Source organism: Lentibacillus salicampi (assembly GCF_004565465.1).
Lineage (GTDB): Bacteria > Bacillota > Bacilli > Bacillales > Amphibacillaceae > Lentibacillus > Lentibacillus salicampi.
The window spans coordinates 34,031-55,707 of the sequence record NZ_SRHY01000019.1 but is presented as its reverse complement, the minus strand read 5'-3'; the positions used below and the strand labels follow the sequence as shown (position 1 = coordinate 55,707).

Below are 21,677 nucleotides of genomic sequence, written 5' to 3'. Positions count from 1 at the left end.
TGAGGTGGATAGGTCCGAGGTGGAAGCGTGGTGACACGTGAAGCTGACGGATACTAATCGATCGAGGACTTAACTAACGTTTGGCCGTTGAATGGCTCTCTTATTTAGTTTTTAGGGTACAAATGATGAAAAATCCCTTGCATTTTTCATCAAAAATGCCTATAATAATGCTTGTCTATAAAAATAATACGTTCTGTAGATAGCGCAGAACAATATAGGTCTGGCAGTAATAGCGGAGAGGACACACCTGTTCCCATGCCGAACACAGCAGTTAAGCTCTCCAGCGCCGATGGTAGTTGGGGTTTTACCCCTGCAAGAGTAGGACGCCGCCAGGCATAATAAAGGAGGCTGATCCAAGAAATTGGATTAGCCTCTTTATTTTTACCCGGAGATTTATAGAACAAAATAATGTTCACCTTATCAGCCACGTCCACCTCCAATCATAGAGCTGCAGCAGATGGAGACGAGCCCTTGACGCAGTCCAAGACGCCTCGACTACGATAAGCGAGCATCGTAAGTAAGAGATGGTTCGGGTAAAGAAAAGCGCACCCCTGTCAGAGTGCGCTTTTTATGGTGCCTAGCTCATGCCATTTGCTCCCGGGCTTTGCTGAGGTCCGCCATTCATTTGGGAAACAATCGGGACCATTTGCTGCATGGCTTGTCCAAAGTTACGGTTATTTCTTGTCATGCTATAGTATGTTGCTGCTCCGACGCCAACAGATGCAATTAACGGAAGCCACATATTGTTGTTTTTTTGCATGATCACTCAGTCCTTTCTAAATAATACATCTCCAGACATTATTAGAGTGGAATAAAACGTATTGAAATATGTTAGGTATCAAATGCCAGTTTTTTGCATGGCTTCATTGGCGGCGTTCATACCTGCAATCCTTCCTGTAACTAAAGCGGACGTTATATTGTAGCCGCCAGTATACCCGTGGATGTCCAGAATTTCACCACAAAAATACAGTCCGTGCATTTGTTTTGATTGCATAGTCTTTGGAGCAATTTCTTTTATTGAAATTCCCCCGCCTGTAACAAACGCCTTTTTAAGTGGTAATGAGCCGTTGACTGTGAATCGAAAATGCTTCAGGTGATGTATGACTGTCCGAATGGTTTCCGTTGCGACTGTTGCTGCTTTTTGCTCTGCATTAATTTTATGTGACGTCAGCATGAAGTCGAGAAATCTTTCAGGTATAATGCCTTTTAAAGTATTTTTGATGGATTTCTTTGGGTTTTCCTCCATTGTCTTTAAAATGGATTGTACCAACTGTTCCTCGTGTTTATATGGCAGCACATCGAGCAACATAGATACTTCTTCACGGCCTTTAATCAGTTCTTTTACGACAAATTGTGAACAACGTAGAACAGCAGGGCCTGAGATGCCAAAATGTGTAAAGATCATATCCATTTGATGGGTGATCATTGGCTTACCCTTTTTATTTAGAACGGACAGGGCGACATCCCTTAATGATAATCCCTGCAGGCTTTTATTCTGAATAAATGTTTCCCCGGAAGTAAGCGCAACTTCTGTTGGATATAATTCTGTGACGGTATGGCCTGCTTTTTTGGCCCAGGCATAGCCATCACCGGTTGAACCTGTGTGTGGGACAGCTTTTCCCCCGACCGCAATGACAAGTGAAGCCGTATTTACTTTTGAGCCGTCTTCCAGCATAACGGTATGTTCTGTATCATCATAGTGAACGGCTTTTACCGGGGTCTTCATCCGAACTTCCACCCCTAGTTCAGCTAGCTTATCAATTAATGCGTTGACAACCGTTTTGGCTGAATTTGTGACTGGAAACATGCGCCCGTGGTCTTCTTCTTTTAAACCGACTCCCATTCCTTCAAAAAAATCGATGATATCGTAATTATTAAAAACGGAGAAGGGGCTGTATAAAAATTTTCCATTTCCGGGGATATGTTTAATCACTTCATCTTCGGGCAGGCGGTTTGTCACATTACAGCGGCCGCCCCCGGATATAGCCAGCTTTGTTCCTAATTTCCTGCCTTTTTCAAACAGTATTGTTTTGGCACCATTTTCGGCTGCGGCAATGGCTGCCATTAATCCTGACGGCCCGCCACCGATGATAACGACATCATATGACATTTGGCTTCATCCCTTTCGATAGTAGCATATCACGTTTGGATTCATGACAAAAACAGTTCCTTTGATAAAAATGTGAGGTGCATCGCGATGATCTGTGATAAAATGACACTAAGTTCTATTTAAAATGCAGGTGAAACAATGTCGAATATTGTCAGAAGCACCATGCTGCTTACTGGTGCAACATTTTTATCCAAATTCCTGGGAATGATTTATGTCATCCCGTTTAATGAATTAGTCGGGGAAACAGGAGTAACCCTATTCTCCTTGGCTTATACACCGTACAGTATTTTAATCAGCATTTCTACAATTGGCGTACCTTTGGCTGTTTCAAAGTTTGTTTCCAAATATAACGCGTTACATGATTATGAAACCGGGATGCGGATATTTAAAGCGGGAATCATGCTTATGGCTGTAACAGGGTTCCTTGCTTTTTTAACGTTATTTTTTAGTGCGGAATTACTGGCTGGCTATATGATTACCAACCAGGCTGAAGGCAGCATTGATGTAGCAGATGTTACGATGGTTATTCGGATGGTGAGCTTTGCTTTATTGATCATACCGTCAATGAGCATCGTCAGGGGCTTCTTTCAGGGCTATCAGTCGATGGGCCCTACTGCTGTTTCACAGGTGATTGAACAAATTGTTCGAATCGGGTTTATTTTGATCAGTGTGTTTATCGTCGTGGAAGTGGTCGGCGCATCGATACCCACGGCAGTCGGATTTGCTACGTTTGCTGCATTTGTAGGGGCTTTTGCATCGGCAATAGTGCTGCTTTTTTATTGGCGCAAGCGGAAGAAAAACATCGAAATGCAAATACAACAGCAATCGTACACATATGATATACCCACAAAGGAATTGCTTTCTGAATTATTCCGTTATGCGGGCCCGTTCATCCTAATTGGTATTGCTGTCCCACTGTATCATCTGGTGGATCAGTTTACGCTTGAACGCGCGCTGACGGCGATCGGTCAAAAAGAATTATTTGATACTGCTTATGCGGCGATTAATTTTAATGGGCATAAATTAGTGATTATTCCGGTCACGATAGCAACGGGAATGTCCCTGGCTATTATACCGGCTTTAACGAAAACATTCACACAGCAAAATCACACATTACTTTACCAGCAGATTAATCAGGCACTGCAGATTGTCCTGGTGCTTGTTGTGCCAGCTGCCGTTGGGCTGTCAACACTTTCCGATGAAGCATATGGAGCACTTTTCGGTGGTATGGAAAACATTGAAACCACTGGAACGCTGCTTGGCTGGTATGCCCCGGTTGGGTTGCTTTTTGCGTTATTCACGGTATCTGCGAACATTCTGCAGGGGATTGAACAACAGCAATTTGCGATTATCAGTTTATCTGCCGGTGTGCTGGTCAAAGTATTATTGAATATTCAATTAATCCATACTTTTGGTCCAAAAGGGGCAATCTTTGGCACAGCCCTTGCAGCTGGGATAGCTGTGGCATTAAATCTATGGCGGATTCAATCATCCATTGAATTTTCATTTAGACAAACGTTTAAACGTTTTCTACTGATTTGTATTTTCTCTGTGTTTATGGTGATTACGATTTTCATAACCAAAGTGGTCTTTGGAACGTTTCTGGACTACGAGACATCACGCGGATCGGCCGTGATCATGCTTGCTGCCGGTGTCTTAATCGGTGGTAGTGTCTATTTATGGTTCAGTTACCATTCAACACTGCTTGAACGTGTATTGGGTGACCGGGTCAGGGTTCTGGACCGGCTATTTCACAGGTAACGGAGGATAGCAATGCGACTGGATAAATTGTTGGCGAACACTGGATATGGGAGCCGAAAAGATGTCAAGGCGCTGATTAAGAAAAAGCATGTGACCATCAATGATCATATCGTTAAAAACAGCGCTTCCCAGGTTAATCCGGAAAAAGATAGTGTGAAAGTCAATCATAAAACATTACACTACCGGGAGTATATTTATATCATGCTGAATAAGCCTTCTGGTTATGTTTCGGCGACAGTTGATGACCGGGATAAGACAGTGATCGATCTCCTGTCTTCTGACTATCGGTTATTTAACCCGTTTCCGGTCGGCAGGCTTGATAAAGATACGGAAGGGCTTCTTTTGATTACGAATGATGGCAAATTGGGGCATCAGCTGACATCGCCAACAAAAGCGATCGAAAAGACCTATTATGCTGAGATCAACGGGGACGTAACAGAAGCGGATATCGCGCAGTTTTGGCTTGGTGTTCAGTTGGATGACGGGTATACAGCAAAACCGGCAACGTTAGATATTCTGCAAGCCGGGGCAAGGTCCCACGTGCATGTAACAGTTACGGAAGGGAAGTTCCATCAAGTTAAACGGATGTTTGAAGCCGTCGAGAAACAAGTTGTTTTTTTAAAACGAATCCAAATGGGGAACCTCGTGCTGGATGATCAGCTCAAGCCCGGGCATTACCGTGAACTAACCGGCACTGAAGTTGAGAATTTAAACATTTTGTTCCAAAAAAAGAGCTGACAGACAGGTGTCAGCTGTAACTTCCTGATAATCAGGAAATGTTGACTGGTTTAGCTGTGGTCTTCCATTTCCCCCGTACTGGGCTTTTCACCAAGCCATTATATGTCAAAATATTCAGGTCCCGTTGTACGGTCCGGTCGGTTGTTCCGAATTCTTCAGCAATTTCCTGAGTTGAGACTGTCCCTTTTTCCCTTATGTAAAGGTAGACAGCTTTCACTCTTGTCAGCATACGAGATGTTGCATGATTCAAAAAACCACTCCCTGAGGAATATCTTTTTCTGTGTTGCAACTAACGGTGCTGTTAATCTAATTTTACAGCTAATTTGGCTCGGATAAAAGTGAAAAGTCATTTTGTTGTGAAAATGGGACCACATTTACTAAAAGTATACGGTATCAATCGGTCAAAAATGAGGGATATATATGAATTTGCCGCATTATTTTATAGCTCTTCCGCTTCCGGATTTTCTTAAGGAGCAGTACGCCAGCTGGCAGCGTGCGCTAAAAGATAAACTGCCTTATAAGCAATGGACACATCCGGAAGATTTACATATCACGCTGAAATTTCTCGGAGCAGTTGAAGAGAAACAGTTCCAAACGTTGAAGCAGTCAATAAAGACCATTGAAAATGTTCATGCCTTTCCATTGACGGCGGAGCCTTTAGGGACTTTTGGTCATCCTGAAAAGCCGCGCGTTTTATGGGCGGGTGTGGAACGAAAACATGAACTGATTCGCTTACAGAAAACTATTGAAGAAATCGCTGTAAAGGTAGGGTTACAGCAGGAAAAGAGAGCCTATTTACCACATATCACATTAGCAAAAAAATGGACAGGCGGGGCTCAGGACCTGTCCGGATTGAAACAAAACTATACAGGGCGGCAAACGTTTAAGGTGAAACAAGTCGTCATTTACCGGATTCATCCAGGAAAAAGTCCAACGTATCAAGTTGTGGCCGCTTATGATTTGACAAGGGGAGGAGACGTCAATGGCACAGCTAATTAAGCTGGAAGACTATATATCGCGCTATGAGTGGAATATCTATCGGTACCCAAGTCAATTTATCCGCATGAAGCAGGATCATTGGAAAAAACTTCATGATATGTGGCTAAACGGGGAAATACTGCATGAAGCGGTGCAGGAGGAGCCACCTGTTTCTGTGTTCTCCAGATGGAAGTCATTTTTGACACCAGGCCGTTCGAAAATGGAACCTGTACCCCAAGACGAAAATTATGTCCCAGAGACCGAAACTGACTTAAAGCATTATTTTCTTGATAAATTATTCCCACAGCAATTGAAATGGGCGTCATCAACGGTCACAGATGTTTCGTTTATGGCTGAAAACTATTATGAAAATGACCGGTTGAAATATTATCTCCAGCGTTTTCCCGATACGTATTTACTAATGTACTATCCTATTTTCACGATTAAAAAAGCGCCGGTTGACGGGGAAATTATTTTAATCAGTCCGATCGGCATTGACATTATTTATATGGTTGAAAAAACGCCCGGTGCAGTCATCACAGCTGAGGGGAAACGTTCCTGGCTTATAAAGGAAAGAAAGGAAAGAACAGAAGGAGAGTCAAAAATGCTTAGCCCGATACTTGCTTTAAAACGGACAGAGCAAATCGTCAAAAGTGTCCTGAACCAGGAGAATATTGAATTCCCAATTAAAAAAGTGGTGTTATCCCGGACAAATGATATCGTATCTCATGCCGAACCTTATAACACAAAACTTATCGGCAAACATGACTATAAGGACTGGCTCACTGAAAAACGGAAACTTCATTCTCCCTTGAAAAATCTTCAGCTGAAAGCAGCAGAGGGATTATTGAAAAATTGTCAAATAACCGCTGTTAAACGACCGGAATGGGAAGACGATGACGATCACACATTCACCGATAGCGGTGGAAGCTGAATGTTAAGTATTGGGATGTATGGGGGCCCTTTAGGGTGAAAATGAGTTCTTGCGAGAGTAATCCATCGGTTATTTTTTAAAACAAAACGGGTCTATCAACAGCATGGGAATATAAGTTTCGGTTGAAAATAAAACGAATTTCCGATAGTCTAATCTCATCTCTGTTTTTTACAACGTCAGAAAGTATAAATTATGGTTGACCTTATAAGAAAAACTTCGGCACTCGCTATAAGACGAGGCGAATGCCGAGTTTTTCTAAAATGAAGATGAATTTAATGATGATTTGGGGTATTTACAGTGAATTGGCTTCAACAAGCAGTCGGGAAAGAATGGACGATTACCCCTGCAGGTGGATTAACAGGCGATGCCTATATAGCCAGTAAAGAGGACAGGCGCTTGTTTTTAAAACGAAATTCTTCGCCGTTTCTGGCAGTCTTGTCAGCAGAGGGAATCGTACCAAAGCTCGTATTAACAAAACGAATGGAAAATGGTGATGTCATTACGGCCCAGGAGTGGCTTGACGGCCGGGAGTTGAAAGCAGAAGAAATGCAACATCACCGAGTAGCCGATTTGCTCCGTAAAATACACGGATCATCTGAGCTTCTCCATATGCTGATGCGTTTAGGTAAAAAACCGTTCACACCGGATGAGCAGTTTGGGGACATCACAGCCCGGCTTGAAGCAAACAGTTTGCTGGGTGAGTATGGTGAGGTTCAGGCTACCATGACTCAACTGCAACGCCTTCTTCCGGATGTCCGCAATCAGCAGCAAGCCGTGTGCCACTGTGATTTGAACCATAACAATATTATTTTGACCACAAAGAGCCAGCTTTACCTGATTGATTGGGATAATGCCATGATAGCAGATCCTGCAAGGGATTTTGGCTTTTTATTGAAATGGTATGTACCCAAGGGAGACTGGGATGAGTGGCTGAACCGATATGGTGCTGCCGGCAATAACCATTTATTTGAACGGATATACTGGTATTTAATCATGGACGCCCTGTATGAGCTATCCTGGTATTACGAGCGCCATGAATTGACGAAGGTCGAAAGTCGATTAGCTGATTTGCGCAATTTAAATCATGATGTCGGAAATGTTATTCTGCGTTAGTCTGCTGAATGGCATTTACCCATGCTTCGATATTTGTCCGATTTGAGAGAATGTGTTCTTCGTCATTGTGAGCAATTTCGCCCTGGCGTCCATAATTGTATATTTCAGGCAGCAGCTGCAGCAGTTGCTCGTCCGAGATACTGTTGTTGGCCATCATGGCCTGGACAAGGCGTTTGATTTGCTGATACTCGGAAATCTCACCACAGCAATCTTCCGTCTGTTCTGTTAAAATATCATGCAGTAATTGTAATTGATTGTGTATTGTCAACGTCATTTAAATCACCTCAATTAACAGTTTTGACCAATATGATTAATTATATGCTTCAGGATAAAGGAGAAGAAAGAATGCGACAGCGTCATAAGCCGTGGGCAGATGATTTTCTAAAAGAGAATACACACGTGATCATACCGAATGCGGCGGAGAAAAAGGGAAAGTGGCAGGCATTGTTTGGAAATGACCATCCGATTCATGTTGAAATCGGTACAGGGAAAGGCCAGTTTATTTCAGGAATGGCTGAACAGTACCCGGATATCAATTTCATTGGCATTGAACTTGCTAAAAGTATTATCGTGATGGCCGGCAGCAAAGTGAAGGAGGCGGGGCTGGATAACGTCTCGCTTGTCTACCAGGATGCCGCTGATTTACACGAACTGTTTGCTGAAAATGAGATTTCGGTTATCTATTTAAATTTTTCCGATCCATGGCCCAAAAAACGCCATGCTAAAAGACGTCTGACCTTCCATACATTTTTGGAACAGTATCAGCACATTTTGCGTCCGGATGGTGAAATCGTGCTTAAAACGGATAATCAGGGATTGTTTGAATACTCTCTCGTCAGTTTTTCCCAATTTGGTCTTAAACTGAAAGAGGTTAATCTCGACCTTCACGATATAGAAGACCCTGAAAATGTCATGACCGAATATGAAGAAAAATTCTCAGCCAAAGGACAGCCGATATACCGTTGTCGGGCACAATTTTCCCGGGGCCCTGTTGATTAAGAAGCGGCCGGATAATCCCGGAAATTGGCCGTATTCCAACCAAAAATACCGTAATCTGTCACGATGAAATTGGCCTTCAAAAAAGGGAGAATTGATCGAGAGAAGGCTTGTCACGATGAAATTGCCCTTCAAAAAAGGGAGAATTGATCGAGAGAAGGCTTGTCACGATGAAATTGCCCTTCAAAACGGCGAGAATTGATCGAGAGAGGTCTTGTCACGATGAAATTGCCCTTCAAAACGGCGAGAATCGATCGAGAGAGAGCTTGTCACGATGAAATTGGCCTTCAAAAAAGGGAGAATTGATCGAGAGAAGGCTTGTCACGATGAAATTGCCCTTCAAAACGGCGAGAATTGATCGAGAGAAGGCTCGTCACGATGAAATTGCCCTTCAAAACGGCGAGAATTGATCGAGAGAAGGCTTGTCACGATGAAATTGCCCTTCAAAACGGCGAGAATTGATCGAGAGAAGGCTCGTCACGATGAAATTGCCCTTCAAAACGGCGAGAATTGATCGAGAGAGGTCTTGTCACGATGAAATTGCCCTTCAAAAATAGGGGAATCGATCGAGAGAAGGTCTGTCACGATGAAATTGCCTTTCAAAACGGGGAGAATTGATCGAGAGAAGGCTGGTCCTCTTCAAAACCGTTAGAATCCACAGAGAGAAGAGCTGTCACTGCCAAAACCTGAGTCGGGTTGGTGCGGTTCTCTTTTTCACATTTTCTGATGCAATCGTTTACATGATGGACAGGATTCGCTAAACTTAGAACAGAGGCAAAGGAGGAATCGTAATTGGAAACACTGCAGATTGGCCGGGCAAAACTGACGTGGCTGAACGGCGGCGTGAATTTTCTTGACGGCGGAGCCATGTTTGGTGTTGTTCCGAAAGCGCTATGGGGAAGAAAATATCCATACAATGATAAAAATCAGATCGAATTGCGGACAGATCCCATATTGCTGCAAATCGACGGCAAAAATTATTTAATCGAATCGGGTATGGGGAACGGCAAATTAACGGACAAGCAAATCCGAAATTTCGGTGTAAAGGAAGAATCGTCAGTTGACGGGTCACTTGCTGAACTGGGTCTAACCCCGGATAATATTGACGTTGTCCTGATGACACATTTGCACTTTGATCATGCATGCGGACTGACGAAACCTGCTGGCGATGGCTATGTGTCTGTTTTCAAAAACGCCGCGATTTATGTTTCGCAGGTGGAATGGGATGAGATGCGCCATCCGAATATCCGTTCAGCCAATACATATTGGGAAATGAATTGGCAGCCCATACAGGAGCAGGTCAATCCGTTTCAAGAAGAGCTAACGGTGACAGACGGCTTAAAAATGATCCACACCGGCGGGCACAGTGACGGGCATTCAATCCTTGTGTTTGAAGAAGGTGACACTACGTGGATCCATATGGCTGACAACATGCCAACACATGCCCATCAGAATAAACTGTGGGTGCTTGCCTATGATGATTATCCGGTCACATCTGTCCATCAAAAGGAAAAGTGGATGGATTACGGCTATCGGAAACAGGCATGGTATACGTTTTATCACGATGCGTATTACCGGGCGATCAAGTTTGATGAATCCGGCCATAAAATAGATGAAGTTGAACGCAAAAGATATGAATATGAATAAAAGCCATCTGCAATAGATGGCTTTTTACTGTCATTACGCTGTTTCAACCGAATCAATCACGGCGCCGGAGTCAACGTCGATGTAAAATTCATATTGTTTGTTTTCACCGTCGATCGAACGTGTGACACCGCCGCGGTAGGCGTTATACATCAAGCCGTTTCGCTCGACTTCCTCGGGTTTCATGTAAATCCAGGAACCGCTGATCGGGCCCTGCTTTTTGAATGTTTCTTTTGCCTGTTTTAAAGCCTTCTCAGGAGTGATGTTCTGATAGCGGTCAAGTTGCTGTTTTACTAAAAATCCTGCCGCGAGTCCTGCCCCGGCAGCAATAACTGCATTTCTGGCTTTCATAATGGGTCACCTCTAAGTAAATTATTGAACGCTTACGTTATTATATCTACTATTATAACGGAAACAATCCAAAATAAAAACCGATACACTGGTGGAAAGTGTCACATATTTTCCGTTATACTGAAACTATACCATATACTTGGAGGGAATACATATGAATCAGGAAACGATGGATTTATTTAAAAACCTGACCGAACTGCAAGGCGCGTCCGGGAATGAACGAGACGTCCGTAATTTTATGCGTGGCGAACTCAAAAAATATGCTGATGAGGTGATCCAGGATAATCTGGGTGGAGTTTTTGGCGTCAGAAATGGTGATGGGCCGCGTGTCATGGTCGCCGGTCATATGGATGAAGTCGGCTTTATGGTCACCCAGGTGACAACAAATGGTATGATCCGCTTCCAGACATTGGGTGGCTGGTGGAACCAAGTGCTGTTGGCCCAGCGTGTACAGGTGATGACTGCTAACGGTCCGGTTATCGGTGTGATTGGCTCGACACCCCCGCATAATTTAACACCTGAGCAAAAGAAAAAACCGATGGACACGAAAGATATGTTGATTGATATCGGGGCCGATGACAAAGATGACGCTGAAAAAATCGGTATCAAACCGGGACAGTCGATTGTACCGATTTGTCCATTCACACCGATGGCCAATGAAAAGAAAATCCTTGCCAAAGCATGGGACAACCGTTATGGCTGCGGGTTGTCAGTTGAACTGTTAAAAGAACTTCAGGGTGAAGCCGTGCCAAATAAGCTTTATTCTGGTGCGACGGTCCAGGAAGAAGTCGGATTAAGAGGTGCAAAAGTTGCCGCTAATATGATTCAGCCGGATATTTTCTATGCCCTTGATGCCTCACCCGCCAACGATATGGCCGGAGATGATCAGGAATTTGGCCAGTTAGGCAAAGGTGCACTACTGCGTATTTTTGACCGGTCAATGATCACCCATCGCGGCATGCGGGAATTTATTCTGGACACAGCGGAATCTAACGATATTCCGTACCAGTATTTTGTCTCACAGGGCGGCACGGATGCAGGGAGTGTTCATTTGTCCAATAGCGGTGTCCCGTCGGCAGTTGTCGGTATCTGTTCACGCTATATCCATACGTCATCATCGATCATTCATGTTGATGACTACCAGGCGGCTAAAGACTTGCTGATAAAACTGGTTAAATCAACTGATCAAAGTACAGTTGATTCGATTAAATCGAAGTAGGGTGTTATATGAACGTTGTGATTGGGTCGAAAAACCCCGCTAAAATAGCAGCGGTAAAGGATGTGTTCACTGAGGCTGCGGTAACAGCAAGAGATGCGCCCTCACTGATCAGTGATCAGCCCTTCTCCGATGTGGAAACGAGACAAGGGGCGGTCAACAGGGCTTCACATAGTCTTAAAGTTGCTTCAGCTGCCATCGGTATCGGTCTGGAAGGCGGTGTTATGTACGTCGATGATGAGCTGTACTTATGCAATTGGGGTGCGCTCATCACGAGGGATAAGGCCATTTTCACCGCCAGCGGGGCAAGGATTTTGCTGCCGGCAGGAATTGAGTGCGAACTGAAAAAAGAGATTGAGCTTGGCGATGTAATGGACGCGCATGCGAGGCGGCGGGATGTCCGGAAAAAAGAAGGCGCCATTGGAATTTTCACGAATGATCATATTTCACGAAAAGAAATGTTCGTTCACGTTGTCAGGATGCTGCGTGGCCAATGGGAATACGCACAGAAAAAATAAATAAGCAGCGGTGTTACACCGCTGCTTTAATCATTCATAAATATAAGACAATACATCAAGTGCCTGATCAACGGTCTCCACCGTTACATTGGCTTTGTTGGACAACTCTTTCAGTGGGTGGATTAATGATTCCGGCCGTACAATAATCGTCGGTTTACCCATCGTGATGGCGGCACTTGCATCCATTGCCGTATTCCATTGTTTATATTTTTCCCCAAACAGGGCAATGACGATATCCGATTTATGCATCAATACCTGTGTCCGCAGGTTATTAATGCTTGATGCCGCATCATCTTTATACACGTTACCAGGCTGCTCGCCCAGAATGTCCTCACCGACATTATCAGACCGGTCATGGTTCGTTTGTGGCGCGACAAATGTGAGCGGGAGATTTTGGTCCTTTACTTTTGCTTTCAGATCTTCACGCCAATCATCGTGAATTTGACCTGCCAGATAAACCGTTAGTTCCATTGCAATCCCTCCATCATTTATTCTAATTCTATCTTATCTTTTTTCGTCAACAACGCAAACGAAAAAGTCTGAATTCATCCAATTTATTTTGCCGGGTTACGAATTCACCATCATAACGAATTATCACAGCAAGATGATTGAATCCAGCGCGAATCAAGGATATGATAGTCAGTACAATGGAGGTTGATGTTAGGTGAAAACAATTGAAACAGAACAACAATTGAACGATTTAATACAAAATGACAATGTAGTAGCAGTATTTTCAGCTGGCTGGTGTCCAGATTGCCGTGTTATCGAACCAGTCCTGCCGGAAATAGAAGAAGCCTATTCGGACTTTACGTTTGTTGAGGTTGACCGTGATCAGTTCATTGACGTCTGTCAGAAATATGACGTATTCGGAATCCCAAGCTTTCTCGCATTCAAGAATGGTGAAGAAGCCGGCAGATTTGTCAGTAAAAACCGAAAGACCAAAGATGAAGTGATGGCATTTATGGACGACGTCAGCTGATAAAAGGGGGACACACAGAATGAAAATGACCAGTTTGAAAATGAAAAAGATCCTTCAGGAAAGGTTATCTGACGAGGCTTACAAAACATCCTATAACCGGGACAAAGACACCTTTCGTATCGAATGGAAAGATACCGGACAAGGGATGACGATCACCCTTCCGAATGTCGTTTCAAAATATAATGCGCGGGGTGAAGCAGCGATTGATGATCTTGAGGAGCATGTGTCGGAAGCACTGCGCATTATGCATGAAGACCACCATCTATCAGGAATGGAGAAAAAGATTTTTCCAGTTATTCGGGCCACATCATTTACGACGGAAACCAATAGCGGTCAGAAACTGATTCACAAAGACCATACGGCTGAAACACGAATCTATTATGCCCTTGATTTAGGGAAATCCTATCAGTTAATCGATGAGACGATGCTTGAGGAAGAAGGCTGGACACAGGAGCGGATTGATGAAATTGCGACCTTCAACATCCGGTCATTGGACAACGACTATAAACAAGATACCGTTGCCGATAATGACTTTTATTTCGTGGCCACACAGGATGGCTATGATGCGAGCCGGATTCTGAATGAGGCCTTCCTCGAAGAAATGCTGGCAAACGCAAAAGGCGAGCTTGCGGTGGCGGTCCCACATCAAGATGTATTGATTTTTGCTGACATTCAGAATAAAGCGGGCTATGATATACTAGCACAAATGACGATGAAGTTTTTTGCGGAAGGACGTATTCCGATTACGTCATTATCCTTCATTTATGAAAATAAAACATTGGAACCGGTCTTCATTATGGCCAAGAACCATCCGGAAAAGAAATAGAAAGGGCTGAAGGGAATGGATGTTTTTTACAATAATCAAGGTATAGGGGATGTTCTGATCGTCCCGCTCTCAGACGGTGATCGTTATGACATCGCGCACGAAACATTTGGAGATATCACAAAGATAACCGACAAACAGGGCACCACTTTGGGCTACAATATTTTTCAAGCATCCGTGTATTTTGACGTAACCGATCATGGAAAAATTACCATGACAGAGAACATGCTGAATCAAATGAAAGAAGCATTCAGTCAAAACAAGCTGGATGATGCGCTTGATTTTGATTTAAGTCCGAAGTTTGTGGTTGGCTACGTCAGGGAAAAGTCACCCCATGAGAACGCTGATAAATTAAGTGTCTGCCAGGTTGATACAGGGGATGAGCAGCTGCAAATCGTCTGTGGTGCCCCAAATGTTGATGCCGGGCAGAACGTAGTGGTCGCAAAGGTTGGTGCAGTCATGCCAAGCGGATTATTGATTCAACCGACAACATTACGCGGGATTCCATCGAATGGTATGATATGTTCACAAAAAGAACTTGGACTGCCAAACGCGCCAAGCGAAAAAGGCATATATATACTGGATGATTCTCATACAGCAGGTGAACCATTTAATTTTTAATGTAAAAACAACCTGAGTCCAAAGACAAGGGTTGTTTTTTAGTGTGGTGGTGTGATATTTGTAGCAGCCCGACCCGATTTCATGTGAGCGTGAACCGATCTTGTGACCAATTCAGCGGATCAGCAACAAACTGATGGTGCATTACAATTTCGTCCAAAACTGCTAAAATAGGAATAGCTATTTGAAGAAATGAGTGAATACATATGTGGGATCGATGGAAAAAGAAAATCAACCATTTTCTTTTTGAAGAAAGAGAAGAAAACGATGATGTGCTACCCGACGAGACGACTCACAACAAGCAGGATATCCGAACGAGAATAACGTATCAATATCCCGCTGAGAAATCATTTCGTTTTCCTGTCATCCCGGATCAGCCCCATCGGAAAAATGAATCTGAAATACCGGCATATCAGCGAAAACGAAGCCGTGACAGGGACCGGGAGGGGACCCCATCAGAAAAGCCTGAAGACGATGATAACAACGAGGAAACGCAAAAGGTGTATAAACCAGAATCGGGAAAGCCATTTACACCGAGTGACGTGCCTTCACCTATTTATGGTTTTCAGAATCGCCATAAGGAGACAACGGTTGAGGACGTACCGGCTTTCCAGCGCAAACAGTATGATGATCGCGATAAAGAGACGGATCAGCGCAAACAGTATGATGATCACGATAGGGAGCCGGAACTGCCCAAACAGCAAGATGATCACGGTAGAGAGCTGGAGACAGCAACACAGCAGGCTGAGCCATTGACAGAAGAGCATGTCGACACCGAAGAAGCCGCGAATGCCGTTATTGCAGGAGATCGGACAATTCATGAAAATACCGCTGAAACTGTCAAGCCGGTTAATGCGGACAAACACGAAACACATGAAACGGCAAAACCTTTGAACCGTGATCAGGGCAGGCGACATACTCGAAGGCAACATAAGAACCAGAGCAATCCGGGCACACCGCCCTTTAACGTTTTGATGTCCGCGAATGATAAGCTGAAGCAAAGCAAGAAATCCAATCAGCAGACGGTTACTAAACAGGAACCCGGCCAGAAAGGCGCCGTACCTTACCATTTATTGGATGACCCTGTACCAAAAACAGCACAGGACCATATATGGCAAAGAAATCAGCAACAGCTTCTGGAAAAAACGTTAAAATATTTTAATGTACGCGCAAAAGTGGTCAACACAACCCAGGGCCCATCCGTCACACGATTTGAGGTACAACCGGAACTTGGGGTGAAAGTAAGTAAAATCAAAAACCTGAGCGATGACCTCAAGTTAAATATGGCTGCTAAAGATATCCGGATTGAAGCACCGATTCCTGGAAAAAATACGATCGGTATTGAAATCCCCAATCAACATGCTCAAACGGTAACATTGCAGGAAATTTTTGAGAAGGAAAGCTTTCAAACAAGCCATTCACCGTTAACGATTGGTTTGGGATTAAGTATTGAAGGGGATCCGCAAGTTACAAACATCCAAAAGATGCCACACGGTTTAATTGCCGGAGCGACCGGATCCGGTAAAAGTGTTTGCATTAATACGATCTTAATTAGTCTTTTGTATAAAGCAAGTCATGATGAGGTCAAATTTTTACTGATTGATCCCAAAATGGTGGAATTGGCACCGTTCAATGGGATTCCACATCTGATTTCGCCGGTGATTACGGATGTCAAAGCCGCCACTGCTGCTTTGAAATGGGCAGTCAGGGAGATGGAAGAGCGTTATGAAGCATTTGTCCGTGAAGGTGTCAGGGATATTGAACGATTTAATCAAAAAGTGATCAAACAAAATCGTCCGGAAGAAAAGATGCCGTTTATTGTGATTGTCATTGATGAACTGGCCGATTTAATGATGGTTTCGCCGCAGGATGTCGAGGATTCCATCAGCCGGATTGCCCAGAAAGCACGCGCGTGTGGTATTCACTTGCTGCTTGCCACACAGCGGCCTTCTGTTGATGTCATTACCGGACTGATTAAGGCCAACATTCCAACAAGAATTGCTTTTAGTGTATCGTCACATGTTGATTCCAAAACGATTATTGATACAGGCGGTGCCGAAAAGCTGCTAGGAAAAGGGGACATGCTGTTTACGGAAAATGGAGCCGGGAAGAGTGTCCGTCTGCAGGGGGCGTTTGTATCGGATGAAGAAATTGAACGCGTGACAGACTATGTCCGATCGATTGCAGAGCCTGATTATCAATTTGAACAGGAACAATTGCTTGAGGAAGCCGTAAAAGACGATCAGGAAGACGCACTTTTGCATGATGCCATTTATTTCGTAGTCGAGCATAACAGTGCAAGCACTTCTCTTCTGCAGCGCCAGTTTAAAGTCGGTTATAATCGGGCAGCCCGGTTAATGGACGCGATGGAAGACAGAGGAATTATCGCGCAACAAAACGGAAGTAAACCACGAGACGTACTTGTGTCCAGTGCACAAATCGAAAATCAGGATGCTTTCTGATTGGCATCAGGGGGAAATGATTTTAGAGAAGAGCGGGTGTGTGGTTGGTTTGCCTTTTGGGAGGCATTTTTCACGGCATTGTGCCAGGAAGAACATCCATCCTAGTGAATGTATATAATGGCGTAAAAGCAGTTCCTCCGCCAGGGAATAGCCGTTTAAAATTGATGGGCGATCGAATGAGGCGTTTATCCGAAAGACGGGTGATACTGCGACTTTTTACCGGGAATCAACAGCCTGGGCCACACAAGCCGGAACAAAAAGGGAATATCCCGCATGTCGTGATCCGGCTGTCTATTCATGGTGTGTTGCAGGGAAGTAGTGGATTGACGGGGGAGCTCCCGGATTCTGCCGTTAAGCCAATGTTACAGCGCCTTTTTTAAAAGCATTTTATTCTCCGTCATAATTTGCTATAATAACAAAATAGCCGTGAAATGACGATGGAAAAAAGAGTTCAGATATAAATTTGGAGGTTCTTTTTTATGACAACTTACCATTTTATTGGTATTAAGGGAACCGGAATGAGTGCACTTGCGCATATACTTTATGACTCCGGGGAGAAAGTCCAGGGGTCTGATGTTGAGAAGCGTTTTTTTACACAAAAAGCCTTAGAGGAAAAAAACATTCCCATTTTCCCTTTTTCAGAAACGAACATCAAGGAAGGTCACACCATTATTGCAGGCAACGCTTTTTCAGATAGTCATCCTGAAATTAAAGAAGCACTTAACAAGGGTCTGACATTTTATCGATACCATGAATTTTTAGGTGAATGGCTGAAGCAGTTTACAAGCATCGCTGTAACAGGCGCTCATGGGAAAACATCGACGACGGGTTTGCTGGCGCATGTACTGGACCAATCCTACCCGATTTCATATCTTATCGGTGATGGTACAGGAAAAGGACATGTTGACAGCAAATATTTCGTGTTTGAGGCATGTGAATACCGGCGTCACTTCTTAAGGTATGAGCCGGATTATGCGATCATGACCAATATTGATTTTGATCATCCGGATTACTTTACGAGCATTGATGATGTTTTTGATGCATTCCAGTCGATGGCCGAACGGGTGAAAAAGGGCATCATTGCCTGTGGTGACGATGAACAATTGCAGCAGATTCAGGCTAAAGTACCCGTTGTTTATTACGGTTTTTCCAGTACGAATGATTTTCAGGCGCAAAATGTAACGGAAACAAAGCATGGTACTGAATTTGATGTGTTTGTACGCAACACGTATTATGATACATTTACTATCCCGATGTACGGGGATCATAATGTGCTGAATGCCTTATCGATTATTGCCATTTGCCATTATGAGAATATGAAAGCAGACACGATGAAAGCATTAAGTCATTTTGAGGGTGTCAAACGGCGGTTTACGGAAAAGGCATTCGGCAGTCAGATGCTGGTTGATGATTATGCCCACCATCCAAGAGAAATCAGGGCAACGATTGAAACAGCAAGGAAAAAATACCACGATAAACCGATTATCGCGATTTTCCAGCCACATACATTTACACGCACGCGCACATTTTTGCAGGAATTTGCTGACAGCCTGAATCTTGCTGATCAGGTCTATTTGTGTGACATATTCGGATCGGCAAGAGAAGAAAGCGGCAAACTGACGATTCAGGATTTGCAGGAGCTTGTTGATAACAGTAAAATTTTGGATTTAAGCAATATAGAAATATTAATGGAACACCCGGATAGTGTATTGCTGTTCATGGGGGCCGGAGATATTCAAAAGTTTCAGGAATCCTATGAAAGCCAGGTTGAATTTTTGAACAATAATCAGATAAAAAAAGCCTAGTAATAAAAAGAGCCAACTTTTTCAGGCTCTTTTTTTGTAAAAAGTATAGAATTTTAGCCTCTACCACGGTGTTATGCTTGGAAATTTTCTTTTTACATTTGGAATCAGACAAGCAGTCCTTCATAGAGCTATAATGAGGACCTGAAGAGAGGCGAAAAATGAGTAAACAAGTCTTCATCCACGTAATGAGGAACTTGTCCGCAGTTTTTTGCGTTTCTTACGTTAGCATCTATGGACCAACTATGGGTTTATGAACACGTGAATTTGAGTTTTTTATACATATTTATCGAAATTTTAGTGGAAATCCGTTATAGTAGAGAATATAGGTTATTATAGGGTGTGTTCGGGTTTTGTTGATATGTCGATCTATATGTTTATACGATCATGAATGGGGAAAAAAGGTAAGAGGGCTCTTATTAATTCATAATGCACGACGTTACCACACCGAATATCGTTGACACGAAGGAGCTGAAATCGATGGAAGTCTTATTGTACATTGCTGCGATTATCGCCGCAGCAGCATTTGTTGTACTTGTTGTTTATGTGATTATAACCCTGAAAGCGACACAGCGGACCATGACGAATGTATCAAACACATTGGAAAATCTGGAAACCCAGATGCAGGGAATTACGACTGAGACGACTGAACTGCTTCATAAAACCAATGATCTGGCGGATGATGTCAATCAAAAATCAGACAAGCTGGATGGACTGTTTGACGGGGCTAAAAGTGTCGGGAATACAATAAACGAGTTTAACGGCTCAGTACAAAAGTTATCAGCCAATATTTCCAGGGTGGCTTCCAAAAATCAGGAAAAGGTTTCCGAAGTTCTTAAATGGGGTAATTCGATTGTAGACTTTTGGAAAAAGAAAAAGAATTAATAAATTTTTTGAGGAGGAATCAGGATGGGAAACAGTGACAGCAACATGAACAGTAAGGATTTTATGATTGGATCACTTATCGGTGCGATGACAGGGGCTGCCATTGCCTTATTGTGGGCGCCAAAATCCGGAAGAGAGTTAAGAGAAGATTTAAATGACGGGGCTTCACAGTTAAAAGATCGTGCCAGTGAGTGGAAAGATACGGCCTATGAAAAAGGGAGCGAATGGAAAAATACTGCCTATGGCAAAGGGTCGGAATTAAAGGAAAAAGCGTATCTGAAAGGATCAGATCTCAGAACAAAGGCAGTTGACACGACGTCAAAACTGTCACAGAAAACGCAGGAAAAAACACAGGAATTGTCTGAAAGTTTACAGGAAAAAATGAATGGAAATAACAGCAGTGAACGAGAAGCTGCAGAAGAAGCCATTGATGAAGCAGCAGCAGACGCTGAAAAATCCGAAACAAAATAAATGCGAAAAAAGTCAGTGATGATCCACTGGCTTTTTCGTTAGCAAAAAAAATATTATTTTAATGGTGACAAAGTCTTCAGTTTTCGGTATAATAATGTCTAATTATTTTTATATATTCTTTAAATTAGACGAACTATTTCGGGAGGGGTTATGTTGAGTAATGAATTAGAACAATTGCGCCAACAATTGGATGGCGTTAACAATGATCTTTTAGAATTGATTAATCAGCGTGCTGAAATTGTTCAGCAAATTGGTCAAGTAAAAAACAAGCAGAGCATTAATCGCTTTGATCCGGTAAGAGAACGTAAAATGCTGGATGAACTGACACAAAAAAATCATGGTCCATTTGAGAATTCGACCATTGAGCATATTTTCAAGGAAATATTTAAAGCAAGTCTTGAACTGCAGGTCGATGATCACCGGAAAGCACTGCTGGTTTCCAGGAAAATGCAGGCGGAAGATACGATTATTGAGATTAAAGGCGAGAAGATCGGTGATGGCAATCTCCATCATATTATGGGACCATGCTCAGTCGAAAGCTATGAACAGGTTTCCCAAGTTGCCAAAGCTGTTAAACAAAAAGGACTTAAAATGCTCCGCGGCGGGGCGTTTAAACCAAGAACATCCCCATATGACTTTCAAGGGCTTGGTGTTGAAGGACTTCAAATTTTGAAGCAGGTTGCCGATGAGCAGGATCTGGCGGTTGTCAGTGAAATCGTCAACCCGGCACATGTAGAAAAGGCACTGGATTACGTTGACGTGATTCAAATTGGTGCCCGCAACATGCAAAATTTTGAATTACTAAAAGCGGCTGGCGAAACCGATAAACCTGTACTGCTGAAGCGGGGACTGTCTGCAACAATCTCCGAATTTATAAACGCAGCCGAGTATATTATATCAAGAGGCAATCGGAACATTATTTTATGTGAGCGTGGTATCCGGACATACGAGAAAGCTACCAGAAATACGCTGGACATATCGGCGGTACCGATTTTGAAGCAGGAAACACACTTGCCTGTCATGGTTGACGTTACCCATTCGACAGGTCGCAGAGACATTCTGCTTCCGGCAGCAAAAGCAGCGGTCGCAATTGGTGCAGACGGAGTTATGGCAGAAGTCCATCCTGATCCTGCAGTTGCATTATCGGATGCCGCTCAGCAGATGGATATCCCGACATTTGATCGTTTCATGAATGCACTTGATGAATATGCACCACGTGTCAGTATGCAAAAATAAGCGCTTTGTATTTCACTGTTAACCCGTCTCTGTTAAAATGTA

Annotated in this window: 24 protein-coding genes and 1 rRNA gene; 19 read left to right on the top strand and 6 right to left on the bottom strand. The window is 43.4% G+C overall.

Annotated elements, in window-relative coordinates; genetic code table 11:
• Positions 1–219 precede the first annotated feature (219 nt).
• A 5S ribosomal RNA gene (rrf, locus tag E4U82_RS11720) occupies positions 220–335 on the top strand.
• A gap of 242 nt (positions 336–577) precedes the next feature.
• Here the strand turns inward: rrf and E4U82_RS11715 are convergent.
• Together E4U82_RS11715 and E4U82_RS11710 are read right to left on the bottom strand one after the other, a co-directional pair.
• Positions 578–760: a hypothetical protein gene (locus tag E4U82_RS11715; RefSeq protein WP_135110373.1), complete on the bottom strand. Its 183-nt coding sequence runs from the start codon at positions 758–760 to the stop codon at positions 578–580.
• Positions 761–838: 78 nt separating this feature from the next.
• Positions 839–2,110 carry a BaiN/RdsA family NAD(P)/FAD-dependent oxidoreductase gene (locus E4U82_RS11710; RefSeq protein WP_135110372.1) on the bottom strand — a complete coding sequence of 424 codons (1,272 nt, stop codon included), beginning with the start codon at positions 2,108–2,110 and terminating at the stop codon, positions 839–841.
• Between the two features lie 138 nt (positions 2,111–2,248).
• On the opposite strand from E4U82_RS11710, the gene E4U82_RS11705 reads away from it, so the two are divergent.
• Positions 2,249–3,871, top strand: a complete 1,623-nt coding sequence (locus tag E4U82_RS11705; protein ID WP_135110371.1) for a putative polysaccharide biosynthesis protein — start codon at positions 2,249–2,251, stop codon at positions 3,869–3,871.
• Positions 3,872–3,883: 12 nt separating this feature from the next.
• A complete protein-coding gene (locus E4U82_RS11700; RefSeq protein ID WP_135110370.1) occupies positions 3,884–4,609 on the top strand; it encodes a pseudouridine synthase in 726 nt (241 codons plus the stop codon).
• A 31-nt stretch (positions 4,610–4,640) separates the two neighbouring features.
• Here the strand turns inward: E4U82_RS11700 and E4U82_RS11695 are convergent, their stop codons facing one another.
• On the bottom strand, positions 4,641–4,838 hold the full coding sequence (locus E4U82_RS11695) for a DeoR family transcriptional regulator (RefSeq protein WP_425339523.1): 198 nt from the start codon (positions 4,836–4,838) through the stop codon (positions 4,641–4,643).
• Between the two features lie 191 nt (positions 4,839–5,029).
• On the opposite strand from E4U82_RS11695, the gene thpR reads away from it, so the two are divergent.
• The 3 genes from thpR (at position 5,030) to E4U82_RS11680 (ending at position 7,634) form a co-directional block, all read left to right on the top strand.
• A complete protein-coding gene (gene thpR / locus E4U82_RS11690) occupies positions 5,030–5,608 on the top strand; it encodes an RNA 2',3'-cyclic phosphodiesterase (RefSeq protein WP_135110368.1) in 579 nt (192 codons plus the stop codon).
• Positions 5,592–6,521 (top strand): NERD domain-containing protein, encoded by a 930-nt coding sequence (locus tag E4U82_RS11685; protein WP_135110367.1) that lies wholly within the window; start codon positions 5,592–5,594, stop codon positions 6,519–6,521. The genes thpR and E4U82_RS11685 overlap by 17 nt, the downstream gene beginning before the upstream one ends.
• Before the next feature lie 297 nt (positions 6,522–6,818).
• On the top strand, positions 6,819–7,634 hold the full coding sequence (locus E4U82_RS11680; RefSeq protein WP_135110366.1) for a phosphotransferase family protein: 816 nt from the start codon (positions 6,819–6,821) through the stop codon (positions 7,632–7,634).
• Here E4U82_RS11680 and E4U82_RS11675 read toward each other — a convergent pair.
• Positions 7,621–7,908 carry a YtzH-like family protein gene (locus E4U82_RS11675; protein WP_135110365.1) on the bottom strand — a complete coding sequence of 96 codons (288 nt, stop codon included), beginning with the start codon at positions 7,906–7,908 and terminating at the stop codon, positions 7,621–7,623. The genes E4U82_RS11680 and E4U82_RS11675 overlap by 14 nt on opposite strands.
• A gap of 71 nt (positions 7,909–7,979) precedes the next feature.
• On the opposite strand from E4U82_RS11675, the gene trmB reads away from it, so the two are divergent.
• On the top strand, positions 7,980–8,633 hold the full coding sequence (gene trmB, locus E4U82_RS11670) for a tRNA (guanosine(46)-N7)-methyltransferase TrmB (protein ID WP_135110364.1): 654 nt from the start codon (positions 7,980–7,982) through the stop codon (positions 8,631–8,633).
• Between the two features lie 789 nt (positions 8,634–9,422).
• Positions 9,423–10,277 carry a YtnP family quorum-quenching lactonase gene (locus tag E4U82_RS11665; RefSeq protein ID WP_135110363.1) on the top strand — a complete coding sequence of 285 codons (855 nt, stop codon included), beginning with the start codon at positions 9,423–9,425 and terminating at the stop codon, positions 10,275–10,277.
• Between the two features lie 33 nt (positions 10,278–10,310).
• Here E4U82_RS11665 and E4U82_RS11660 read toward each other — a convergent pair whose 3' ends face one another.
• Positions 10,311–10,625, bottom strand: coding sequence for a PepSY domain-containing protein (locus E4U82_RS11660; RefSeq protein ID WP_135110362.1), 315 nt, complete (start codon positions 10,623–10,625; stop codon positions 10,311–10,313).
• A 154-nt stretch (positions 10,626–10,779) separates the two neighbouring features.
• Here E4U82_RS11660 and E4U82_RS11655 point away from each other — a divergent pair, with 154 nt between their 5' ends.
• Both E4U82_RS11655 and E4U82_RS11650 read left to right on the top strand, forming a co-directional pair.
• Positions 10,780–11,844: a M42 family metallopeptidase gene (locus tag E4U82_RS11655; protein ID WP_135110361.1), complete on the top strand. Its 1,065-nt coding sequence runs from the start codon at positions 10,780–10,782 to the stop codon at positions 11,842–11,844.
• Between the two features lie 8 nt (positions 11,845–11,852).
• Complete coding sequence (locus E4U82_RS11650; protein ID WP_135110360.1) at positions 11,853–12,359, top strand: DUF84 family protein; 507 nt, start codon at positions 11,853–11,855, stop codon at positions 12,357–12,359.
• Between the two features lie 30 nt (positions 12,360–12,389).
• Here the strand turns inward: E4U82_RS11650 and E4U82_RS11645 are convergent, their stop codons facing one another.
• Positions 12,390–12,830: a YtoQ family protein gene (locus E4U82_RS11645; protein WP_135110359.1), complete on the bottom strand. Its 441-nt coding sequence runs from the start codon at positions 12,828–12,830 to the stop codon at positions 12,390–12,392.
• Between the two features lie 193 nt (positions 12,831–13,023).
• Here E4U82_RS11645 and E4U82_RS11640 point away from each other — a divergent pair, with 193 nt between their 5' ends.
• The 9 genes from E4U82_RS11640 (at position 13,024) to E4U82_RS11600 (ending at position 21,635) form a co-directional block, all read left to right on the top strand.
• Complete coding sequence (locus tag E4U82_RS11640) at positions 13,024–13,338, top strand: thioredoxin family protein (protein ID WP_135110358.1); 315 nt, start codon at positions 13,024–13,026, stop codon at positions 13,336–13,338.
• Positions 13,339–13,357: 19 nt separating this feature from the next.
• On the top strand, positions 13,358–14,164 hold the full coding sequence (locus E4U82_RS11635; protein ID WP_135110357.1) for a DUF1444 domain-containing protein: 807 nt from the start codon (positions 13,358–13,360) through the stop codon (positions 14,162–14,164).
• A gap of 15 nt (positions 14,165–14,179) precedes the next feature.
• Positions 14,180–14,782 (top strand): YtpR family tRNA-binding protein, encoded by a 603-nt coding sequence (gene ytpR / locus E4U82_RS11630; protein WP_135110356.1) that lies wholly within the window; start codon positions 14,180–14,182, stop codon positions 14,780–14,782.
• Positions 14,783–14,985: 203 nt separating this feature from the next.
• Entirely contained in the window at positions 14,986–17,241 is a 2,256-nt protein-coding gene (locus E4U82_RS11625) for a DNA translocase FtsK (protein WP_135110355.1), read from the top strand.
• Positions 17,242–17,417: 176 nt separating this feature from the next.
• A complete protein-coding gene (locus E4U82_RS11620) occupies positions 17,418–17,621 on the top strand; it encodes a hypothetical protein (protein WP_135110354.1) in 204 nt (67 codons plus the stop codon).
• 99 nt (positions 17,622–17,720) lie between these two features.
• Positions 17,721–19,046, top strand: a complete 1,326-nt coding sequence (murC, locus tag E4U82_RS11615; RefSeq protein WP_135110353.1) for a UDP-N-acetylmuramate--L-alanine ligase — start codon at positions 17,721–17,723, stop codon at positions 19,044–19,046.
• A gap of 477 nt (positions 19,047–19,523) precedes the next feature.
• The gene (locus E4U82_RS11610) at positions 19,524–19,928 is read left to right on the top strand and encodes a DUF948 domain-containing protein (protein ID WP_135110352.1); all 405 of its coding nucleotides are present in this window, start codon (positions 19,524–19,526) and stop codon (positions 19,926–19,928) included.
• 24 nt (positions 19,929–19,952) lie between these two features.
• Positions 19,953–20,399: a YtxH domain-containing protein gene (locus tag E4U82_RS11605; RefSeq protein ID WP_135110351.1), complete on the top strand. Its 447-nt coding sequence runs from the start codon at positions 19,953–19,955 to the stop codon at positions 20,397–20,399.
• A gap of 153 nt (positions 20,400–20,552) precedes the next feature.
• Complete coding sequence (locus E4U82_RS11600) at positions 20,553–21,635, top strand: bifunctional 3-deoxy-7-phosphoheptulonate synthase/chorismate mutase (protein ID WP_425339522.1); 1,083 nt, start codon at positions 20,553–20,555, stop codon at positions 21,633–21,635.
• The last annotated feature ends 42 nt before the right edge of the window (positions 21,636–21,677 follow it).

Coding starts and splice junctions, on each gene's coding strand:
- E4U82_RS11715 (WP_135110373.1), bottom strand. CDS start 760: ATGCAAAAAAACAACAATATGTGGCTTCCGTTAATTGCATCTGTTGGC.
- E4U82_RS11710 (WP_135110372.1), bottom strand. CDS start 2,110: ATGTCATATGATGTCGTTATCATCGGTGGCGGGCCGTCAGGATTAATG.
- E4U82_RS11705 (WP_135110371.1), top strand. CDS start 2,249: ATGTCGAATATTGTCAGAAGCACCATGCTGCTTACTGGTGCAACATTT.
- E4U82_RS11700 (WP_135110370.1), top strand. CDS start 3,884: ATGCGACTGGATAAATTGTTGGCGAACACTGGATATGGGAGCCGAAAA.
- E4U82_RS11695 (WP_425339523.1), bottom strand. CDS start 4,838: ATGCTGACAAGAGTGAAAGCTGTCTACCTTTACATAAGGGAAAAAGGG.
- thpR (WP_135110368.1), top strand. CDS start 5,030: ATGAATTTGCCGCATTATTTTATAGCTCTTCCGCTTCCGGATTTTCTT.
- E4U82_RS11685 (WP_135110367.1), top strand. CDS start 5,592: ATGGCACAGCTAATTAAGCTGGAAGACTATATATCGCGCTATGAGTGG.
- E4U82_RS11675 (WP_135110365.1), bottom strand. CDS start 7,908: ATGACGTTGACAATACACAATCAATTACAATTACTGCATGATATTTTA.
- trmB (WP_135110364.1), top strand. CDS start 7,980: ATGCGACAGCGTCATAAGCCGTGGGCAGATGATTTTCTAAAAGAGAAT.
- E4U82_RS11660 (WP_135110362.1), bottom strand. CDS start 10,625: ATGAAAGCCAGAAATGCAGTTATTGCTGCCGGGGCAGGACTCGCGGCA.
- E4U82_RS11655 (WP_135110361.1), top strand. CDS start 10,780: ATGAATCAGGAAACGATGGATTTATTTAAAAACCTGACCGAACTGCAA.
- E4U82_RS11650 (WP_135110360.1), top strand. CDS start 11,853: ATGAACGTTGTGATTGGGTCGAAAAACCCCGCTAAAATAGCAGCGGTA.
- E4U82_RS11645 (WP_135110359.1), bottom strand. CDS start 12,830: ATGGAACTAACGGTTTATCTGGCAGGTCAAATTCACGATGATTGGCGT.
- E4U82_RS11635 (WP_135110357.1), top strand. CDS start 13,358: ATGAAAATGACCAGTTTGAAAATGAAAAAGATCCTTCAGGAAAGGTTA.
- ytpR (WP_135110356.1), top strand. CDS start 14,180: ATGGATGTTTTTTACAATAATCAAGGTATAGGGGATGTTCTGATCGTC.
- E4U82_RS11625 (WP_135110355.1), top strand. CDS start 14,986: ATGTGGGATCGATGGAAAAAGAAAATCAACCATTTTCTTTTTGAAGAA.
- E4U82_RS11620 (WP_135110354.1), top strand. CDS start 17,418: ATGAGGCGTTTATCCGAAAGACGGGTGATACTGCGACTTTTTACCGGG.
- murC (WP_135110353.1), top strand. CDS start 17,721: ATGACAACTTACCATTTTATTGGTATTAAGGGAACCGGAATGAGTGCA.
- E4U82_RS11610 (WP_135110352.1), top strand. CDS start 19,524: ATGGAAGTCTTATTGTACATTGCTGCGATTATCGCCGCAGCAGCATTT.
- E4U82_RS11605 (WP_135110351.1), top strand. CDS start 19,953: ATGGGAAACAGTGACAGCAACATGAACAGTAAGGATTTTATGATTGGA.